This is a genomic window from Acetanaerobacterium elongatum (assembly GCF_900103835.1).
GTDB lineage: Bacteria > Bacillota > Clostridia > Oscillospirales > Ruminococcaceae > Acetanaerobacterium > Acetanaerobacterium elongatum.
This window is the reverse complement of sequence record NZ_FNID01000044.1, coordinates 1-19,194: the sequence shown is the minus strand read 5'-3', so window position 1 is coordinate 19,194 and position 19,194 is coordinate 1. Positions and strand designations below refer to the sequence as shown.

The following is a 19,194-nucleotide window of genomic DNA, read 5'->3' as shown; positions in this document are numbered from 1 at the left end:
TTATATTCGGTGGTATGCTTACCATCATGTGTATATGGTCGCGGCATGCCTGTGCCTCTATTATTTCCACCCCTTTTTGTTCGCATAATTTCCTAAGTATCTGCCCTATATCCACCTTGATTTGTCCATATATTTCTTGTCGTCTATACTTCGGTGCAAATACTATATGATATTTACATCTCCATTTCGAATGTGTTAAACTATTTATGTCATCCATTGACATGTCCTCCTTTGTTTTTTGATGCGGTTGGTGAACCTTCATCATTCTATCACTGGAGGACCTCTTTTCGCTATAAGCGTTCTAATTCCACCAGCAGAGCTGGTGGTTTTTTGCGCTGAAGCTACAAAGCGAAAAGCGCAATCGGACTTTTACCGATTGCGCTTTTCATATAAAGGAAGTATGGGTACTTATTTGTGATATAGATGTCACTGACGGATGACACTCTTTTTTATGCAAGGCATGCGATAACTGCGTCCGTCATCTGGCTGCAGGTAAGGGTGTCCTCCCCCGTGCGTGCGATATCTGCCGTGCGCAGGCCCTTTGCAAGCACCGAGTTTACTGCATTCTCAATCGCAAACGCCTCCTGCTCCAAACCGAGGGAAAGGCGCAGCATCAGGGCGCCGGAAAGAATGGTGGCAATGGGGTTGGCAATGCCCTTGCCCGCGATATCGGGGGCCGAACCGTGTATAGGCTCGTACAAGCCGCGCGTACCGTCGCCCAGCGAGGCTGAGGAAAGCAGCCCGATGGAGCCGGTAAGCATGGACGCCTCATCCGAGAGGATATCGCCGAACATATTGCTGGTTACCACCACATCAAACTGCGAGGGGTTGCGCACCAGCTGCATGGCGGCGTTATCCACCAGCATGTCGGAAACCGCCACATCCGGGTATTCCTTTGCTGTGGCGTGTACCGTTTCGCGCCACAGGCGGGAGCTTTCGAGCACATTGGCCTTATCGATGCTTATTACCGACTTTTTACGCTTGCGCGCAAGGTCAAAGGCCACACGGGCGATGCGTTCAATCTCCTTTACGCTGTAGGCCTCGGTGTCGTAAGCCTCCTCACCGTTTTTCGTCTGCCGCCTGCCGCGCTCACCGAAATAGATACCGCCGGTTAGCTCGCGCACAATGATAAGGTCGATCCCCTTTTCGGCAATATCAGCGCGTAAAGGGCAGGCGCTTGCCAGCGATGAAAACAGCTGTGCGGGGCGCAGGTTTGCATACAGCCCCAGTGCCTTGCGGATACCCAGCAGCGCCGCCTCGGGCCGCAGGTGACCGGGCAGGGTATCCCACTTCGGGCCGCCCACGGCACCCAGCAGCACACTGTCGCTGGCAAGGCAGGTATCCACCGTTTCCTTGGGCAGAGGATTGCCTGTCGCGTCATAGGCGCAGCCGCCCATCAGCACCTTTTGGAAGGAAAAGCGGTGCCCGAAGCGTACGCCCACCGCCTCCATCACACGAATGGATGCCTGTACAATCTCGGGGCCGATGCCGTCGCCCTCGATTACTGCTATATTATAATTCATTTTAGATACATGCCCTTTCTTTTGGGTTATATGCCCACAAAAAGGGGCATAAACCTTTTGTTAAAAAGTACCGGTGCCGCGACAGGTAATTTTTCAAAGGTTGAAAGAATTTCTTTAAACCTATCAACCTTTCTGCATACAAAGCTAGGCGTTTTGTGCCAGTGCCTTCAACAGCCCGCCCGCTGCGATAATCTTCTGCAAGAACTCGGGGAAGGGCTTAAAGCTGCTAGTTTGCCCGGTGGTGTGGTTTGTAAGCATTCCCTTCTCAAAGTCGATGCTCACACTGTCGCCCTCGTAAATCTCGGCGTCGCATTCAATAATGGGCAGCCCGATGTTAATAGCGTTGCGGTAGAAGATGCGTGCAAAACTCTTGGCCACCACACAGGCGACCCCGCTCTCTTTAATGGCAAGCGGGGCGTGCTCGCGGGAGGATCCGCAGCCGAAGTTGTTGCCCGCGGCCATTACGTCACCCTGTTTTACCCGGGTAACAAAGGTTTTATCAATATCCTCCATGCAATGGGCGGCAAGCGCCTTCGGGTCGGAGGTATTCAGGTAGCGCGCGGGGATAATCACGTCGGTATCGACATTGTCACCGTATTTTATAACCGTAGCGTTAGTAATCATTATGACCATTCCTTTCTGGGAATTGTGCGGTTTCGGCTTCCTTTAAAGTGATTCGGGCGATGCGATCCTGCCCGCAATCGCCGAAGCCGCCGCCACCGCGGGGCTGGCTAAATAAACCTCGCTCTTGGGGTGCCCCATGCGCCCTACAAAGTTACGGTTGGTGGTGGCAACGCACCGCTCGCCCTCGGCCAAGATACCCATATGCCCGCCAAGGCATGGCCCGCAGGTGGGGGTGGAAACCACACAGCCCGCCTCGATGAAATCCTTCAGCAGCCCCTCTTCCATAGCCTGCAGATAGATTTTCTGCGTAGCGGGGATGACGATGGTGCGCACGTTCTTATGCACACGCTTACCCCTTAGAATCCCGGCTGCCTCCCGCAGGTCGGAGAGCCTGCCGTTGGTACAGGAGCCGATTACCACCTGATCAATCGTCACCTCGCCCGCCTCGTCCACCGTTTTGGTGTTGCTGGGCAGGTGCGGGAATGAAACGGTGGATTTAATCTGCGAGAGGTCGATATCATACACCGCGTCATAGGGGGCATCTTCATCCGCGGCAAACACCACCGGCTTACGGTCGCTGTGCTCGGCAATGTAGGCAAGGGTTTGCTCGTCTACGGGGAAGATCCCGTTCTTTCCGCCCGCCTCGATAGCCATGTTGGCAATGCACAGGCGGTCGTCCATGGTAAGCGAGGCAACGCCGTCACCCGAAAACTCCATCGACTTATACAAAGCGCCGTCTACTCCGATCATCCCGATGATATGCAGGATTACATCCTTGCCCGAAACCCATTTGTTGAGCTTGCCGGTGAGGTTAAATCGGATGGCAGAGGGCACCTTGAACCAAGCCTTGCCGTAGGCCATACCCGCCGCCATATCGGTGGAGCCCACGCCGGTGGAGAATGCACCCAAAGCGCCGTAGGTGCAGGTGTGGCTATCGGCGCCGATTACCACGTCGCCGCTTACCACCAGCCCCTTTTCGGGCAGCAGCGCATGCTCTACGCCCATCTCACCCACGTCAAAGAAGTTGGTAATGCCCTTTCTGCCCGCAAACTCGCGCACCTGCTTGCTCTGCTCGGCAGCCTTGATATCCTTGTTGGGGGTAAAGTGGTCTAGCACCAGCGCGATGCGGTTACAGTCAAACACCTCGCCGCAGCATGCCTTTTCATATTCATTAATGGCAACGGGTGACGTAATATCGTTACCCAGCACCAGATCTAGCCCTGCCATGATCATATCGCCTGCGGCAACCGATTCCTTCCCGCAATGGCTTGCCAATATCTTTTGCGTCATTGTCATTGCCATAATCCTTTTCCAGCCTTTCAAAGTAATTTTAAACGGGTTGTATTATTTTCGCCTCAAACAGGGTTTCGAATGTATTCATGGCTCCCCCGTGTTCAATAATCCTTCCGTCAACTATTCTGTCTACATCCACACCGGTAAAGGTCAATCTCTTTCCGGTAGGCTTCATCCCCAGCCATTCGCCTTCGTGTGTACCCTCAGCTATAAATTCAGAGATGACATAATCCCCGTCACAGTATTGGCGGATGATGGTCATCCTTAAATCGGGATAGGTCTTTCTTACATCACAAAGATGCTGCCTCATTCCGGCAATTCCTACAGGGTAAATCTCTTCTCCCACCCTAATTATACAATCCTCTGAAATATACCGGGGGAGTTCCTCCAGCTGATGGTTTGAAACCACCTGTTCGTAGAAGTATTTCATTCTCTCTTTATTGTTCATTGTTATGTCTTCATCCTCAGTTTTGTCTCATGAGAGCATACTCGATGGAATCTACGAGTGCTTCCCAGCTTGCGGCGATAATGTCGGTGGAAACGCCCACCGTCGTCCACTTGCGGCTGCCGTCGGCACTTTCAATCAGCACGCGAACCGTTGCGCCCGTGGCCTGCTTTGCCTCCAGCACACGCACCTTATAATCGATTAAATGCACCTGCGCAAGCTGCGGGTAGAATACCGTAAGCGCCTTTCTAAGTGCCGTATCAAGCGCATGCACCGGGCCGTTACCCATTGCCGCGGTGGTTTCCGTTTCGCCGTTTACCTGAATCTTAAGCATGGCGCTGGCGTTGGTTTCACCGTCCGGGGAGGGGTACTCCCCGCTCGTTCTATACATATCCAACGAGAAATGCGGTGTAAACAGCCCGAGCGCCCGTTTCACCAGCAGCTCAAAGCTGGCGTCTGCGGCCTCGAACTGGTAGCCCTCGTGCTCCTTATCCTTTAACAGGTTTAAGATGAGGCTTATCTGCTCCTTCTGTTGTGCAATGCCGGGGGCGATGCCCTCAAGCTTTGCCAGCAGTGCGTTCTTGCCCGCTACCTCCGAAAGCAGAAAGCGCCGCTTGTTGCCCACCGTGTTCGGTTCCACATGCTCGAAGGATTTGGAGATTTTATTCACACCGTCGATATGCATACCGCCCTTGTGGGCAAAGGCGCTTGCCCCCACATAGGGCAGGTTGCTCTGCAGCGAAAGGTTGCTGATCTCGCTGATCTTTAAGGCGGCGTTGGTGAGCTTCTCCAGCCTGCCGTTTACGCACTCATACCCGTTCTTAAGCTGCAGTGTTGGGATGACGGCGCTGAGGTTGGCGTTGCCGCACCGCTCGCCGATACCCGTGAAGGTACCCTGCACATGCACAGCACCTGCCTGCACCGAGAGGATGGTGTTGGCTACCGCACAGCCGGTATCGTTGTGGCAGTGGATACCCACACGCGCTCCCTCAAAGACCCTGCACACCTCTTTCGTAATGGTGTAAACCTCCAGCGGGCCGGTGCCGCCGTTGGTATCGCACAAACAGAGCACCGCAGCCCCCGCCTTGTGGGCGGCTTTGAGAACCTTTAGGGCATATTCGGGGTTGTTGATGTAGCCGTCAAAGAAATGCTCGGCGTCAAACACAACCTCCTTGCCGTTTTTAGTAAGGTAGCCCACGGTATCCGAAACCATGGCAAGGTTTTCTTCTAAAGATATGCGCAGCACCTCGGTGACATGCAGGTCCCACGTCTTGCCGAAAACCGAAACGGCGGGGGTATTAGCACTTAGCAGCGAGCGGACATTTTCGTCCTCCTCCACCGCCGTGTTCTTGCGGCGCGTGCTGCCAAAGGCGCAGAGCCTGGCGTTTTTAAGCTGAAGGTCTGCCGCCTTATCAAAGAACTCCATATCCTTGGGGTTGGAAACGGGGTTTCCGGCCTCAATGAAGGTTACGCCGAACTCATCGAGTACCTTGACAATCGCCAGCTTGTCGGATACCGAGAACGAAATCCCCTCGCTCTGTGCGCCGTCGCGCAGCGTTGTATCGAGTATCTCCAGTTGTTTCATCGTAAGCCTCATACCCTTTCGTTAATACTCCGGTGGCCAGATTCCATGTAGGGGCGCGCATTGCGCGCCCGCGGGTTGAAGGCCGCCTGATATAAAGAGATTATTTCATTTTTACCGCATCATCTTATTAATGCCGGCGATATAAGCAAGGATACTGGCCTCAATAATATCGGTGGAAAGGCCCTTACCGGTGTAGATACGGTCACCCATACGCAGCTTCACCACTACCTCGCCCAGCGCGTCGCGCCCTTCGGTAACCGAATGGATGGCGTAATCCTCGAGCGAATGCTCGGGTGCACAGGTGAGCTTGTTAATGGCGTTGAACGCGGCGTCAATCGGGCCGTCGCCGAGCGCTACATCCTCGGTAATCTCATCATTTCGCTCCAGCCGAACCACGCAGGTGGCGGTGGAGAAGTTGCCCGCGTGCACATCAAAGCGGTTGAGCTTATACGAACCATGGTTCATCGGGGTGCCGCTGGATACAATCGCCTCCACATCCAAACGGGAGACCTCTTTCTTTTTATCGCACAGGTCTTTAAATTTGGCAAAATAGATGTCGGCCTCTTCGGGGGTAACATCATGGCCCCACTCCTTAAGCTGGTCAACAAACGCGTGGCGGCCGCTGTGCTTGCCGAGCACCATCGTATTCTTGGCAAGGCCGATTGACTCGGGGGACATAATTTCGTAGGTGGAACGCTCTGCGGCAACCCCGTGCTGATGGATGCCCGACTCGTGCGCAAAGGCGTTCTTGCCTACAATCGGCTTGTTCAGCGGAGGAATCACGCCGATGGTATTATAGATTAGTCGGCTGGTCTTGCTGATTCGGGTAGTATCAATGCCCGTATAGCAGCCTATGCTCTGCCTGCGGGTGAGAATTGCCATAACCACCTCTTCGAGCGCCGCATTGCCTGCGCGCTCGCCGAGGCCATTGACGCTGCACTCTATCTGCGACGCCCCCGCGCGCACACCCGCAAGCGAGTTTGCCACCGCCATGCCAAGGTCGTTGTGGCAGTGCACCGAGATACGGGCTTTATCAATATTCTCTACATTCTTCATGAGGTAATCGATGAGGGCGTACATCTCTTCGGGCGTATCATAGCCTACCGTATCGGGGATGTTTACCACCGTGGCGCCTGCGGCAATCACCCTGCGCACCACCTGTGCCAGAAAAGCGGGGTCGCTGCGGGTAGCGTCCTCTGCCGAGAACTCCACTGCGGGGCAGTAGTGCTTCGCGTAGGCCACCATTCGTTCAGCCTGCTCCAGCACCTGTTCGGGTTTCATGCGCAGCTTATACTCCATATGCACCGGCGAGGTGGCGATAAAGGTATGAATCAAGGGGCTTTCGGCGTACTTAACCGCCTCGTAGGCCGCGTCGATGTCCTTTTCGAGTGCACGGGAAAGAGAGGCGATCGTGCAGTTCTTAATGGTTTTGGCGATAGCTTCAATAGAATCAAAATCGCCCTTGCTCGAGATGGCAAAGCCCGCTTCAATCACGTCAACCTTCATGCGCTCTAGCTGCCGTGCCACCTCCATCTTCTCTTCAAGGTTCATGCTGCAGCCCGGAGACTGCTCACCGTCACGAAGGGTAGTATCAAAAATATAGACTCGTCTTTCCACTATGTTACACTCCTTTCCTAGTTTTATAAGCGATTAATAGTAATCATCGTCACTGCTCACCACGGTGGTAAGCACTGCGCCACGGTCGGCGCCGGTTACCGAGGCTTGATATTTTTTAAGGCAACCGGTTTGGGGTGCTGCTGTTTTTAGCGGAATCTGCTGCTTACGAAGCTCGAGCTCTGCCTTGGAGATTTCAAGCTCCAGTTTGTATTCGGGGATATTGATGGAGATGGTGTCGCCCTCGCGGATAAAGGCAATCGGCCCGCCCAGTGCGGCTTCCGGCGAGATATGCCCAATGGCAGCGCCTCTGGTGGCGCCCGAGAACCGCCCGTCGGTAATCAGCGCAACATCCTTATCCAAGCCCATTCCCGCAATGGCGGAGGTGGAGGCCAGCATCTCGCGCATACCCGGGCCGCCCGCGGGGCCTTCGTAGCGAATAACCACCACGTCGCCCTTCTGAATCCTGCCGCTGAAGATGGCCTCGCTTGCCTCATCCTCACTGTTAAACACCCGTGCCTTCCCCTTATGCACCAGCATATTTTCGGCAACTGCGCTGCGCTTTACCACCGCACCGTTTGGTGCAAGGTTTCCAAACAGAATGGCAAGCCCGCCTGTTTTGGAGTGAGGGGTTTCTATTGGGCGGATCACCTCGTTGTTTTTCACCGCTGCTTTTTCAAGCAGCTGGCCGAGTGTACCGCCAGCAGCTACGGGTACCGTGGTGTCAAGCAAATCAGCTTTACTCAGTTCCTTCATCACCGCCTGCACACCGCCCGCCGCAAACAGGTCCTGCATATGGTGTGGGCCTGCGGGAACAAGGCGGCAGAGGTTGGGGGTGCGCTCGCTGATTTCATTGACAGTCTTTAAATCGAACTCAACGCCCGCCTCGCTGCAAACTGCGGCAAGATGAAGCACCGAGTTGGTGGAGCAGCCCAGGGCCATATCCACCGTGAGCGCGTTGCGGATAGAACGCTCGTTTAAGATATCCAGCGCCGTTACCCCTTCGTTTACCAATCCCATAATACGCTCGCCCGCCTGCTTTGCCAGGCGCTCGCGATGTGCGTATACTGCGGGGATGGTGCCGTTGCCCGGGAGCGCGATGCCAATCGCCTCGCATAAGCAGTTCATCGAGTTTGCGGTAAACATGCCGGAACAGGAGCCACAGCCGGGGCAGGCGTTATCCTCGTAGTAGCCTAGGCGTTCCTCATCCATCTTTCCCACGCTGCACGCACCCACCGCCTCGAACACACTGTTTAAATCCATCGCCCTGCCGTCGTCGCTATTCAATGAGAGCATCGGCCCGCCCGAGATAAAGATGCTGGGCAGGTTAAGCCTTGCCGCGGCCATCAGCATACCGGGCACTACCTTATCGCAGCTTGGGATAAACACCAAACCATCGAAGCAGTGTGCGCGCACCATGCACTCCACACTGTCGGCGATAATTTCGCGCGAAACCAGCGAATACTTCATGCCGGTATGCCCCATGGCAAGGCCGTCGCACACCGCGATGGTGTTAAATTCCATTGGCGTTCCGCCCGCCATCAGCACGCCGTCCTTCACCGCGCGTGCGATGCGGTTCAGGTGTACATGGCCGGGCACAACCTCGTTAAAGGAGTTGACGATGCCGATAATGGGTTTTTTAATCTGATTGTCGGCAAGCCCCGTGGCCTTTAGCAGGGAACGCTGCGGCGCGCGCTGCACACCGCTTTTCATGGTATCGCTGTTCATAAATTTCACCTCAATATCATTCAAAACAAAACGCTAACTTCTTCGTTGATGCGGGCGATTGATAATCGCCCACGCATTGATGTCTTTGCATGGGTGCGGGTGTTGAGGACGCCGCACCCTACAGTATCGTTTTATAATTCAATTATCGTGTGTATTATTTGCTTTTACCGGGCTTCCAGCTCATCTTTTCGCGAAGCTCGGCGCCAACCTGTTCACACTGGTGCTCGCTTTCCATACGGCGCTTGGCGTTAAAGTAGGGGCGGTTGGCCTGATTCTCGAGAATCCAGTTGCGGGCGAAGGTGCCGTTTTGAATCTCGGTGAGTACCTTCTTCATCTCCTTCTTGGTTTCGTCGGTGATGATTCTGGGGCCAACGGTATAATCGCCGTATTCTGCGGTGTCGCTGATGGAGTAGCGCATCATCGAAAGGCCGCCCTGCACCACAAGGTCGATAATCAGCTTCATCTCGTGGATGCACTCAAAGTAGGCGCTTTCGGGCTGATAACCGGCTTCCACCAGTGTTTCAAAGCCCGCCTTCATCAGTGCGGAAACACCGCCGCACAGTACGGCCTGCTCACCAAAAAGGTCGGTTTCGGTTTCTTCCTTAAAGGTGGTTTCAAGAATGCCCGCTCTGGCGCCGCCAATGCCCGCCGCGTAGGCAAGCGCTGTTTCAAGCGCCTTGCCGGTGGGGTTCTGGTATACCGCAACGAGGTTCGGCACGCCCTTGCCCTCGGTAAACTGGCTGCGCACGGTGTGGCCTGGGCCCTTGGGCGCTACCATGATAACATCTACGTCGGCGGGGGGCACAATCTGCCCGTAGTGGATGTTAAAGCCATGTGCAAACATCAGCGTCATGCCAGGGCGAAGGTTATCCTTAATATCCTTCTCGTAAAGCTTAGGCTGCTTTTCGTCGTTTACCAGAATCATTACAATGTCCGAGGCCTTTACCGCGTCGGCGGTGAGCATAACGTCCAGGCCCGCTTCCCTTGCGCGCTGTGCAGAGGGTGCACCCTGATACAAGCCTACAATTACCTTTACACCGCTTTCGTGCAGGTTTAAGGCATGCGCATGCCCCTGGCTACCGTAGCCGATTACCGCCACCGTTTTGCCCTTCAGAACCGATAAGTCACAATCCTTCTCATAATAAAGCTTCGCCATGTTTTGTTTCCTCCTCAGTAAATTAATAGTTTAAGCAGTAGTTGTTGCGGCCCATCGCCGTAACGCCGGTGCGGCAGGTTTCCACAATGCCGAACGGCCTTAGGTACTCTACAAATGCGTCCAGCTTGGGGCGGTCTCCGGTAATCTCAACTGTTAAGGTTTCGGGTGAAAGGTCTACCACCTTGGCTCTGAAGATCTGCACCGCCTCTAAAATCTCGGCGCGTTTGCCCTGTTCCACCCCTACCTTTACCATCAATAGTTCGCGTACCACCGTATGGTCGGTATCCATCAGCTGAACGGTTTTTACGTCCACCAGCTTTTCAAGCTGTTTAACAATCTGCTCCTTGGTGTAGTCGTCACCGGTGGAGACAATCGTCATGCGCGAAATCTCGGGGTTTTCGGTTTCACCTACCGTTAAGGAATCGATGTTAAAGCCGCGCTTGGAAAACAGGCCGGATATTCGTGTCAGCACGCCGAAATGGTTTGCAACCAGAACAGAAACTACAAATTGATCGCTTCGCAAGAGCTTCTTCCTCCTTTATGTTCAACCACTATTTTAAGATAATCTCCTTGATGCTGCCGCCCGGCGGGATCATGGGCAGCACGCGCTCGTCGCTATCGATATGACAGTCGAGCACAAACGGGCCGTCACAGGCAAAGGCCTCGTCCAGCGCCGCTGAAAGCTCCGACGGCTGAAACACCGTTTTACCGCTGCCGCCGAACGCCTCGGCAAGCTTTACAAAGTCGGTTTTACGGTTCAGGGTGGTCTGGGAGTAGCGCTTTTCAAAGAACTGCGTCTGCCACTGCCGAACCATACCCAAGGCGTTGTTGTTGAGTATTACCACGATAATCGGCAGGCGGTTGCTCACCGCAGTGGCCAGCTCGTTCATATTCATATGAAAGCTGCCGTCGCTTGTAAACAATATGGTTTTCTGCCCGCCGGTGCCGATGCAGGCACCGATGGCCGCCCCAAGGCCGAAGCCCATGGTGCCGAGCCCGCCGCTGGTTACCAGGGTGCGCGGCTGTGAGAACTGATAGTATTGAGAGGTCCACATCTGGTGCTGGCCCACATCGGTGGCGATAACGGTGTATTCGGCGGCACGCTCGTTTACCTGTGTAATCACCATCTGGGGGTTCAGGCGGCTGTTATCCATATCAATGCAGTTTTCCGAGCTGTTTTTGTATTCCTCAATCTCCCTGCGCCATATCGGATGCTTCTTGGGCTTTACCGCCTTCATTAACCCCTGCAGCGCCTCTTTGATGTCGCCGATGATACCGGCGTAGGCTGCGATATTCTTGCCGATTTCGGCGGGGTCGATATCGATATGCACCACCATGCGGTCTTTGGAAAACTCGCTTTTGTTGCCGGTGGCTCTGTCGGAAAAACGGGTGCCGATGGCCACAATCAGGTCGCTTTCATACAAGGCCTTGCTGGCGGCGTAGCGGCCGTGCATACCCACCATGCCGAGTGCCCGCGGGTTGCTGCTGGGGATGGCGGTAAGGCCCATCATGCTAAGGCCGATCGGTGCGTCGATGTGCTCGGCAAAGGCCGCAAGCTCTTCGTACGCCCCGGAGTGTACCACACCGCCGCCCGCGTAGATATAAGGCTTTTTTGCCCGCTCGATGAGCGCCGCGGCATTGCGGTAATCCTCCTCGGTGGCTCCGCACGGCCTTTCGGGGGCAACCGGAACCTGAGGCTCGTAATCGCAGCTTCCAAGCTGTACATCCTTCGGGATATCCACCAGCACCGGCCCCTTGCGCCCTTCGTTGGCAATGGCAAACGCCTCGCGCAGGGCATCGGCAAGCTCGGTTACATCCTTTACAATAAAGTTGTGCTTGGTAATCGGCATGGTGATGCCGGTGATATCCACCTCCTGAAAGCTGTCGCGGCCGATGAGTGCGGTGGGTACGTTGCCCGTAATGGCCACCATTGGGGTGCTGTCGAGGTATGCCGAGGCAATACCTGTAACAAGGTTGGTGGCACCTGGGCCGGAGGTGGCTATCACCACGCCGGTTTTTCCAGTGGCTCTGGCATATCCGTCGGCGGCATGTGCGGCGCCCTGCTCGTGGCAGGTGATGTAGTGGGTAATCTGGCTGCTGCTTTTATAAAGCTCATCGTAGATATTCAGTACCTGCCCGCCCGGGTAACCGAAAACGGTATCCACCCCGTGCTCCAGCAGTGTTTGAATGAGTATCTGCGCTCCTGTAAGCTCCATTGTGTTCATCCCTTTCTTTATATACGGCCCCGCCTCCCTGCAGCGGCTGCCGGACTGTTTGTGCTATTTATACAGCTCATCGTAGATATGAATAACCTGTGCACCGGGGTAACCGAAAACGGTGTCTACCCCAAGCTCCAGCAGTGTGCACACCAGAATCTGCGCGCCTGAAAGTATCGTAAACCATCCGCCCCTTCTTCTGTTATATGGGAAGTTCTTACCGACGGACAGCGGCTTTAAAGGCGAATAGCGATTTCGTTAAGAATGATAACGAAAAAGCGCCCGGCGGTTTACCGCCAAGGCGCTGTGTAAACAAAAGCTTCTGCTTTAAGTAAACAGCCTAACCTCTTTGGGCAAACCTTGTAAAGCACTGCCGCCGGTAATGACGATAATGCCGACTAGAATAATGACTAGCAGTACAAGGCCCGCGAGGCAAAGGCTGTTGTAAAACATTTTGCGTACTTCCTTTCTTTAACGCTTTAAAAAACTAAAAAGCCCTGCAGTGTTGTTCACTGCAGGGCCTGCTTCTTTCTTTCTATGGCTTCATCAGCCTAAAGAGCATGCAATCTATCCCCTGTTTGCAGCGCAACACCAATCGGCACTATCATTTACTAGTAGAACGACTAGAACGATAATGCTAATTATAATGTTGGTAATGACAAACATGGCAGACATTATATTGTGCTCTCCTTTACAGGATTTGCTTTTAGATTACTGCTAGTATAGCAGAGCGGTTACAGGCTGTCAAGAATTTTTACATACTTTTTAAATTCTATGCCGGTTTTTGTAATTTTGTTACTGCTCCGGAACATATTCAAACCCAGCGTGATCCCCCATTAAGTCAAACAGCTGAACGTTACCCACAAACAGCCGAAACTGTACTGAGCAACAGGTGTTTTCGCGGATGATACGGCTCATGCTGCCGAGCACCGGTGCCTTGAGGGTATTGGCGGAGGAGCTTTTTACATCGGCGATAAGCAGCAGCTCGCCCTGCTTAATCATTAAACCGTGCTCGTCCCACCGCAGCACGCGCGCGCCGTTGTAGGTGGCAAGCCGATACTCGGTATCGCCGTACCGTACCGCGCATATGCAGCCCAGAAAGGAAAACCCGCAAAACGGCACCTTGGCCACCGACGCCATTACCGAACAAAAATACGGCGAGTCAAACCGGTTGGATTGCAACCATAGGTAACTGCTGGGGAACGAGCTGCCCCAATCCTTTTCAATGTACCCAACCCCACCGTCAAAGCACATCAACCTGCCGTTTATCTTTATATTGCCGCTGAGGGAATGCCGCATGCTGATAACCTGATGGCAGCATTGCATTATGGGCAGCAGGCAAAAGGGGCCCATGATGTCATATTGCAGCGGCGTAAGTGGGCCGTAGCGTACCAAGCCTTCACAATCCACCGCCTTGGTGTGGATGTTTACACCCGCACCCTTTTCGGTAAACAGGCAGTCCCCTACCCTGATGGCCGGATCATGCATAGCACAGGCAAACGAAGAGGCCGGGTAGGGCACAAAGCTGGATTTTTCCGCACTCAGTACCTGAATAAAGGCCTGCTTCTTTCCGTGTTCCCCTATACTGATACCGGGTATAAACGAGAGCACCCCGTCTTCCCCCACCAGCCTGATATACCACCCCTCAAAAAAGTTACTATTCTTTCCTATTCCATGATAATTATTCATATAACCATACCTTTCCGGCCCTTGCGCCGCAGAGGCACAGAACGCCATGAAAAATTGAGGTGCGGCTTTGCCGCAGGAAAAGCTTTATTCTAACAGTATTTTTACCGATGTTTGAAATCTATTTAAACTTGCTCCAGCCCTTCCATAGCGGGATTATCAATCAGATTTCCGTGAAAATCAAAGCGTGATCCATGGCAGGGGCAGTCCCACGATTTTTCATCGGGGTTCCACTCCAGCTCGCAGCTCAGATGCGGGCACTTTACCGAAACCGTAAAGATCTTACCGTCATCATCCTTGTATACGCCGAGCTTCTCGCCTTCATGCTCAATCACGCCGCCGTGTCCGCGCTCGATATCCTTCAGCACCGCCTCTGGAACCTTAAACAACCGCCTTGTTAGGCCTTTTACCGCCTGCCGTGTCTCCTCTGCATACCCTTTCGCCGAAAGTTCAAGGTTCATGCGCTGCGGGTAAAACACCTCGGCATAGGGGTTCTCTTTTCCGGTGATCAGGTCGCTTAATATCATAGACGCTACCATGGAAGAGGACATCCCCCACTTCTTAAAGCCGGTAGCGACATATAAATCCGGCGTTGACATGGAATAGTTGCCGATAAAAGGTATACCGTCGGTGGTGATGCAGTCCTGAGCCGACCAGCAGCAGACCTCCTCGCAGTTGTAAAACAGCTCCTTAGCCGCCTTGCGCAGCCGGTTATAGCAGCCGCCCGCGCTGTTTTCGCCCGTGCGGTGCCCCGCCCCGCCCAACAGCATATACTCCCCATAGCTGCGCAGTGAATAGCCCTTTCCCAGTGCCTCTATATACATACCCTCAATGCTTGGCACGTTTTTGAGCGCCAGTACATAGGAGCGCTCCTGATGCTGGCGCAGGAAGTAGTAGCCCGGCACGTTGATAAACGGGTAGTGGGTGGCAACCACAATCTTCTCGGCGTGTACCTTTGCGCGGTCGGTAATTACCTCGTGCCCCTCCACCGACCGCACCATCGTATGTTCGTAGATTTTAAGGCCGCCGATTATCTGTTTAATAAACTTGAGAGGGTTAAACTGCGCCTGATTGTTAAACTTCACCGCACCCACCACCGGGAACGGCAGTTCGGTAACGGCGGTAAACTGCGCATCAATGTTCAGCCTTTTCGCAGCCTCGGCTTCCTGCAGCAGTGTGGTCATATCGTCCTTGGAATAGGCATAGGCAGGGCGGTTTTCAAAGTTGCAGTCAATCTGGCGGGTACCCACCCATTCACGATACTCCTCGATAGCCTTTTCGTTGGCCGAGGCATATTGCTGCGCCTTTTCAAAGCCGAGCGTCTCAATCATCTTGTTATACTGCGCATAGTGCTGGGAGGTAATCTTTGCCGTTGTGCCCTGCGTTACCCCGCCTGCAATCCGGTTTGCCTCCAGCACCGCAACCTTCAGCCCGCGCTCCTGTAGGCGCACCGCGGTTAAGATGCCTGCCATGCCCGCGCCGATGACCGCGACATCCACCGAGATATCCTCCTGAAGCGGTTCGTGTGGTTCAATATCAAAGTCCATCGTCCAGATAGAACCCATTCGATCGTCATCCCTTTCTAAACCTAGCCTGTGTATCAATCATTATTATTGCCCGTTTAACCGTTTTTCAAGCTCACCGAGTTCATAAAACGGCTCCTGACAGGCCCCGCCGCCGCAGAGATAGAAGACTGTCGGTTTTCCATTTGCCTTACAGCCTGCCGCAAAGGGATTGGCCTTGCTTATTTCCTTCTTGTTGCCCGGCGTAATAATCATTGTATAGAGATTCGGGCGGTTGAGCCTCAAAAGCTCCTTTCGCACCTCTTCGAGCAGCGTTTCTTGCTGCAATACACAAATTAGCTCTTGTGAAGGAAGCAGCTCGTGCAGCAGCGCGTATTGAAAAAAGCAGAAGCCCGCAGGGTAACGTTGAGCCTCCCCTGCACAGTAGATCATCTGTTTCTCGCTTAGGCTGCGCCATACCTCCTCACCTGTAAGGCGTGAAAGGGTGTTGAACACATACGCCACTACCGAGTTTCCAGAGGGGATGGCCCCGTCGTACACCTCTTTGGGACGATATAACAGCGGCTCTTCCATCTCAGAGTTTAAGAAAAAACCGCCCTGCTCACTGTCAAGAAAATCCTCCCGCATGCGCTCTGCCAGCCGTACTGCGTTAGTAAACCACTGGGCATGATAGGTTGCGGCATACAGTTCAAGACATGCCCACGCCAGAAAGGCATAGTCATCCAAATGTGCCGGGCCGAAGGACTTACCCTCACGAAAACCAACGCGCAGCCCCTCTTCCGCTCCCATTAAGGGCTTCAGCAGCAGGGCTGCCGCACGCTCGGCGGCTTTCAGGTACTCCTCCTTACCCAGAATCCGGTAGGCTCTTGCGTAGGCTGCGATCATCAGCGCGTTCCACGAGGTGAGCTGCTTATCATCCTTATGCAGCTTCATGCGCGATTTCCGGTACTCATATAGCTTTTTGCGCTCCTGCTCAAAGGCTCCGCTGATGGTTTCATAGTCTTTATTTTCAATCAGGTTCAGGATGTTGCCTCCCTCGAAATTGCCAAGCTTCGTAACACCGTAAGCCTTGCAGAAGCCCTCCGCGGCATCCCCGAGCACCTGCTCGATCTCGTCCTTTTTAAACAGATAATACTTGCCCTCCACCCCTTCGCTGTCGGCATCCTGAGCGCTATAGAAGCCGCCCTCGGGGGAGGTCATCTCCCGCGCGATATATTCAAGTGTCTTTTCTGCAACCTCGCGGTAAAGCGGCGCCTCGGTAATCCGGTAGGCCTCCAGATAGGCCATCACCAGCAGCGCGTTATCGTAGAGCATCTTTTCAAAGTGCGGAGCAAGCCAGCAGGTGTCGGTGGAATAGCGCGAAAAGCCGAAGCCGATATGGTCAAAGATACCGCCGCGGTACATTCGGCGCAGGGTGGTTTCGGCCATTTTCAGCGCATCGGAATCCTTTAGCAGCGTATAGCGTTTGAGCAGAAACAGCAGGTTGTGCGGGGTGGGAAATTTGGGGGCATGAGAAAATCCGCCGTATTCGCTGTCAAAGCTGCTTTTTAGCAGCTTTGCCGCCTTTTCCGGCATTTCCAGTCCCGGTGTCTCCGACAAATTCTCTTTAAAGCTCTGTGCCTTTACAGCCTCGGTAATCTGCTCGCCGCTTTGCACTATTGCATCACGATTCTTCCGCCACTGCTCTGCTGCGACGGCTAACAGCTCCATCAGCCCCGCCATACCGCCGCGACTGGTTTTGGGAAGATAGGTGCCCGCATAGAACGGCTTTTGCGCAGGCGTCATAAGGATAGTAAGCGGCCACCCTCCCTGCCCGGTAAGGGCCTGACACACCGTCATGTAAACGGCGTCGATATCCGGGCGCTCCTCCTTATCCACCTTTACGGCGACAAAATCGCGGTTTAAGAGCGCTGCAACCTCTTCATCCTCGAAGGATTCGTGAGCCATTACATGGCACCAGTGACAGGTACTGTAGCCGATAGAGAGAAAGACGGGCTTATCCTCTTTTTTTGCTTTATCGAAAGCCTCCTGGCCCCACGCATACCATTCAACAGGGTTGTAAGCATGCTGTAATAGATATGGGGAGTGTTCAGTAATCAGTCTATTGGCTTTGTTAGTTAACTCCATTTAGCACCACCTGCCTTTCATTTATATTTTACTTGGATAGTCATATCATCTCCTATATGTTCCATTTTATTGATTTAATGACTAGTAAAAAGACTGTTACCGCTAAAAGAAAATCCTGTATCAGTTTGGAAAACGGGATAAACCCGTTCGAAATATCTGCCGGTATTGACAAATGGCCGCACTATCGATTTAATCGATAATACGGCCATTTACTGGTTCTTATGCGAAGTCGGTTTAACTCGTTTACCTAGCGTTGTACTTAAACTGCCTGTATTAAAACGTTCTGGTGCTTAATGCAAATTTGCAGTCATATTTCAAGCTTTGGAGCAGGAACAGACAAACCAATTCGCTAACCATTTCAGATCTGACTGCAATTTTGCAAAAGTTATAACCAAGGATGTTTCTATTGGAATCACGACATCCTCCAAAACTGAAATATGATTGGATTCACTGTCTCCTCCCGTTTCTGGAATAGTCGGTCTTTCGTCTATAATAGTGGTGTTCAGAGCATACGCTGAGCAGTGAGATTGCTTTACGATAACATAGCCTTCCTTATCTACTGTAACAGTCTGTAAATACTCAAGGTTTCCTGTCAGTGGGTTATAGTAATGGTAATACAGTGTTCTGCCTGCATATTGAACCCCCACTTTGATTTTAACTTGTGCCTCACCCGGCAAAGGGCCGCTATGATCAAAATCAATCATCAATACAAAACTGTCACTAGAGATAGCTTTAATCCTGTCAAAATAATATCCGGAGTTAAAGAGCACCCCGAGATTTAAGTCCATAAACCCTGTAGTCCTCATCCTACCAACAGGAAATGTTATGCTATAGCCATTGCCTATGAGTATAATGGACTTGGTTTGATTTAATGATATCAACGTGTTCATCTGAGTTGAAGACAACCAGGTAGACCCTTTGGTCAGGTCAATCGATACACTATTGTTTGTATTTTTAATATACTCATCCTGCACATAAGTGTGGGATGGTATTTCGCTATAGGTTGAGCCGTTATTGTTTCCCGAAGATGCTTCCCTGACAGTCAGATTTATGACCTTCTGCATCATAAGGTAGTTAGTGTCTTCCGCTTTCGTAATGGTAATCGATGCAGTACCCGTTTTAACGATTGTCACTTTCCCATTTGCGTCAACCGTGACTGCCCCGCCTTTAGATACTTCAAAACTGATGTCACCAGTTCCGCTTCCGCCACCGACAACAATGGTAAACGGTGTTTGATCTACGGTGAGGTAGTTAGGAATCCCGCTTACCAATAAAGGCTCTTGGCAGGCTTTATTAACGGTTACCGATAAAGTTGTTTCTGTTTTAAAATAATTATCGTCCCCCGCCTTGGTAACGGCTACGGTTGCTGTTCCAGCCTTGACTATCGTCACCTTACCATCTGCATCAACCGTAACAGCATCGCCAGAAGTAACCTCATAGCTAAGGGCACCTGTTCCGCTGCCGCCACTAATTTCAATATTAAATGGCTCATCACCGTAGGCAATGGAAGCTGGTATGCCACTAACAGAGAGAGGCGTTTGATTCGCCTTGTGAACAGTAACTGCAATTATCTGTTCAAGCGGCAGAAAATTATCGGTATCGGTTGGCGTAAAGATCACCTTATAGCCTTCATTTACTACCGGGGGTATTGTGTCGGGGTATTCCCATGCAAAG

The 19,194-nt window shown here is 52.9% G+C and carries 16 protein-coding genes and 1 pseudogene; all 17 read right to left on the bottom strand.

The features are described from left to right. Positions 1-217, bottom strand: a 217-nt coding sequence (tnpA, locus tag BLR50_RS12815) for an IS200/IS605 family transposase (protein WP_143008119.1), incomplete at its 3' end; no start/stop codon positions are given. A gap of 232 nt (positions 218-449) precedes the next feature. Then, entirely contained in the window at positions 450-1,523 is a 1,074-nt protein-coding gene (leuB, locus tag BLR50_RS12810) for a 3-isopropylmalate dehydrogenase (protein ID WP_092643070.1), read from the bottom strand. 144 nt (positions 1,524-1,667) lie between these two features. Beyond that, the gene (locus BLR50_RS12805; RefSeq protein ID WP_092643067.1) at positions 1,668-2,147 is read right to left on the bottom strand and encodes a 3-isopropylmalate dehydratase small subunit; all 480 of its coding nucleotides are present in this window, start codon (positions 2,145-2,147) and stop codon (positions 1,668-1,670) included. Between the two features lie 42 nt (positions 2,148-2,189). Next, positions 2,190-3,449: a 3-isopropylmalate dehydratase large subunit gene (gene leuC, locus BLR50_RS12800; protein ID WP_092643064.1), complete on the bottom strand. Its 1,260-nt coding sequence runs from the start codon at positions 3,447-3,449 to the stop codon at positions 2,190-2,192. Positions 3,450-3,477: 28 nt separating this feature from the next. Beyond that, the gene (locus BLR50_RS12795; protein WP_092643061.1) at positions 3,478-3,888 is read right to left on the bottom strand and encodes an ester cyclase; all 411 of its coding nucleotides are present in this window, start codon (positions 3,886-3,888) and stop codon (positions 3,478-3,480) included. Positions 3,889-3,904: 16 nt separating this feature from the next. Continuing rightward, positions 3,905-5,470: a citramalate synthase gene (gene cimA / locus BLR50_RS12790; RefSeq protein ID WP_092643058.1), complete on the bottom strand. Its 1,566-nt coding sequence runs from the start codon at positions 5,468-5,470 to the stop codon at positions 3,905-3,907. Positions 5,471-5,581: 111 nt separating this feature from the next. Then, entirely contained in the window at positions 5,582-7,087 is a 1,506-nt protein-coding gene (locus BLR50_RS12785; protein WP_205408709.1) for a 2-isopropylmalate synthase, read from the bottom strand. A 33-nt stretch (positions 7,088-7,120) separates the two neighbouring features. Then, a complete protein-coding gene (gene ilvD, locus BLR50_RS12780) occupies positions 7,121-8,812 on the bottom strand; it encodes a dihydroxy-acid dehydratase (RefSeq protein WP_092643073.1) in 1,692 nt (563 codons plus the stop codon). A gap of 154 nt (positions 8,813-8,966) precedes the next feature. Further along, positions 8,967-9,968 (bottom strand): ketol-acid reductoisomerase, encoded by a 1,002-nt coding sequence (gene ilvC / locus BLR50_RS12775; RefSeq protein WP_092643053.1) that lies wholly within the window; start codon positions 9,966-9,968, stop codon positions 8,967-8,969. A 22-nt stretch (positions 9,969-9,990) separates the two neighbouring features. Next, positions 9,991-10,491, bottom strand: coding sequence for an acetolactate synthase small subunit (gene ilvN / locus BLR50_RS12770; protein ID WP_092643050.1), 501 nt, complete (start codon positions 10,489-10,491; stop codon positions 9,991-9,993). 28 nt (positions 10,492-10,519) lie between these two features. Beyond that, on the bottom strand, positions 10,520-12,184 hold the full coding sequence (gene ilvB, locus BLR50_RS12765) for a biosynthetic-type acetolactate synthase large subunit (protein WP_092643047.1): 1,665 nt from the start codon (positions 12,182-12,184) through the stop codon (positions 10,520-10,522). A gap of 66 nt (positions 12,185-12,250) precedes the next feature. Continuing rightward, positions 12,251-12,361: pseudogene (locus BLR50_RS14900) on the bottom strand (thiamine pyrophosphate-binding protein); the annotation flags it as partial. A gap of 150 nt (positions 12,362-12,511) precedes the next feature. After that, a complete protein-coding gene (locus tag BLR50_RS14795; protein ID WP_278278014.1) occupies positions 12,512-12,637 on the bottom strand; it encodes a hypothetical protein in 126 nt (41 codons plus the stop codon). Positions 12,638-12,979: 342 nt separating this feature from the next. Then, the gene (locus tag BLR50_RS12760; RefSeq protein WP_162840441.1) at positions 12,980-13,873 is read right to left on the bottom strand and encodes a tocopherol cyclase family protein; all 894 of its coding nucleotides are present in this window, start codon (positions 13,871-13,873) and stop codon (positions 12,980-12,982) included. 122 nt (positions 13,874-13,995) lie between these two features. Continuing rightward, the gene (locus tag BLR50_RS12755; RefSeq protein WP_092643040.1) at positions 13,996-15,435 is read right to left on the bottom strand and encodes an FAD-dependent oxidoreductase; all 1,440 of its coding nucleotides are present in this window, start codon (positions 15,433-15,435) and stop codon (positions 13,996-13,998) included. Positions 15,436-15,480: 45 nt separating this feature from the next. Beyond that, the gene (locus BLR50_RS12750) at positions 15,481-17,520 is read right to left on the bottom strand and encodes a thioredoxin domain-containing protein (RefSeq protein WP_092643037.1); all 2,040 of its coding nucleotides are present in this window, start codon (positions 17,518-17,520) and stop codon (positions 15,481-15,483) included. A 314-nt stretch (positions 17,521-17,834) separates the two neighbouring features. After that, a partial coding sequence (locus BLR50_RS14535) for an Ig-like domain-containing protein (RefSeq protein WP_162840440.1) occupies positions 17,835-19,194 on the bottom strand: 1,360 nt, incomplete at its 5' end.

Excerpts from the sequence above, each read along its gene's own strand:
- leuB (WP_092643070.1), bottom strand. The coding sequence starts at position 1,523 with ATGAATTATAATATAGCAGTAATCGAGGGCGACGGCATCGGCCCCGAG.
- BLR50_RS12805 (WP_092643067.1), bottom strand. The coding sequence starts at position 2,147 with ATGATTACTAACGCTACGGTTATAAAATACGGTGACAATGTCGATACC.
- leuC (WP_092643064.1), bottom strand. The coding sequence starts at position 3,449 with ATGGCAATGACAATGACGCAAAAGATATTGGCAAGCCATTGCGGGAAG.
- BLR50_RS12795 (WP_092643061.1), bottom strand. The coding sequence starts at position 3,888 with ATGAACAATAAAGAGAGAATGAAATACTTCTACGAACAGGTGGTTTCA.
- cimA (WP_092643058.1), bottom strand. The coding sequence starts at position 5,470 with ATGAAACAACTGGAGATACTCGATACAACGCTGCGCGACGGCGCACAG.
- ilvD (WP_092643073.1), bottom strand. The coding sequence starts at position 8,812 with ATGAACAGCGATACCATGAAAAGCGGTGTGCAGCGCGCGCCGCAGCGT.
- ilvC (WP_092643053.1), bottom strand. The coding sequence starts at position 9,968 with ATGGCGAAGCTTTATTATGAGAAGGATTGTGACTTATCGGTTCTGAAG.
- ilvB (WP_092643047.1), bottom strand. The coding sequence starts at position 12,184 with ATGGAGCTTACAGGAGCGCAGATACTCATTCAAACACTGCTGGAGCAC.
- BLR50_RS14795 (WP_278278014.1), bottom strand. The coding sequence starts at position 12,637 with ATGTTTTACAACAGCCTTTGCCTCGCGGGCCTTGTACTGCTAGTCATT.
- BLR50_RS12760 (WP_162840441.1), bottom strand. The coding sequence starts at position 13,873 with ATGAATAATTATCATGGAATAGGAAAGAATAGTAACTTTTTTGAGGGG.
- BLR50_RS12755 (WP_092643040.1), bottom strand. The coding sequence starts at position 15,435 with ATGGGTTCTATCTGGACGATGGACTTTGATATTGAACCACACGAACCG.
- BLR50_RS12750 (WP_092643037.1), bottom strand. The coding sequence starts at position 17,520 with ATGGAGTTAACTAACAAAGCCAATAGACTGATTACTGAACACTCCCCA.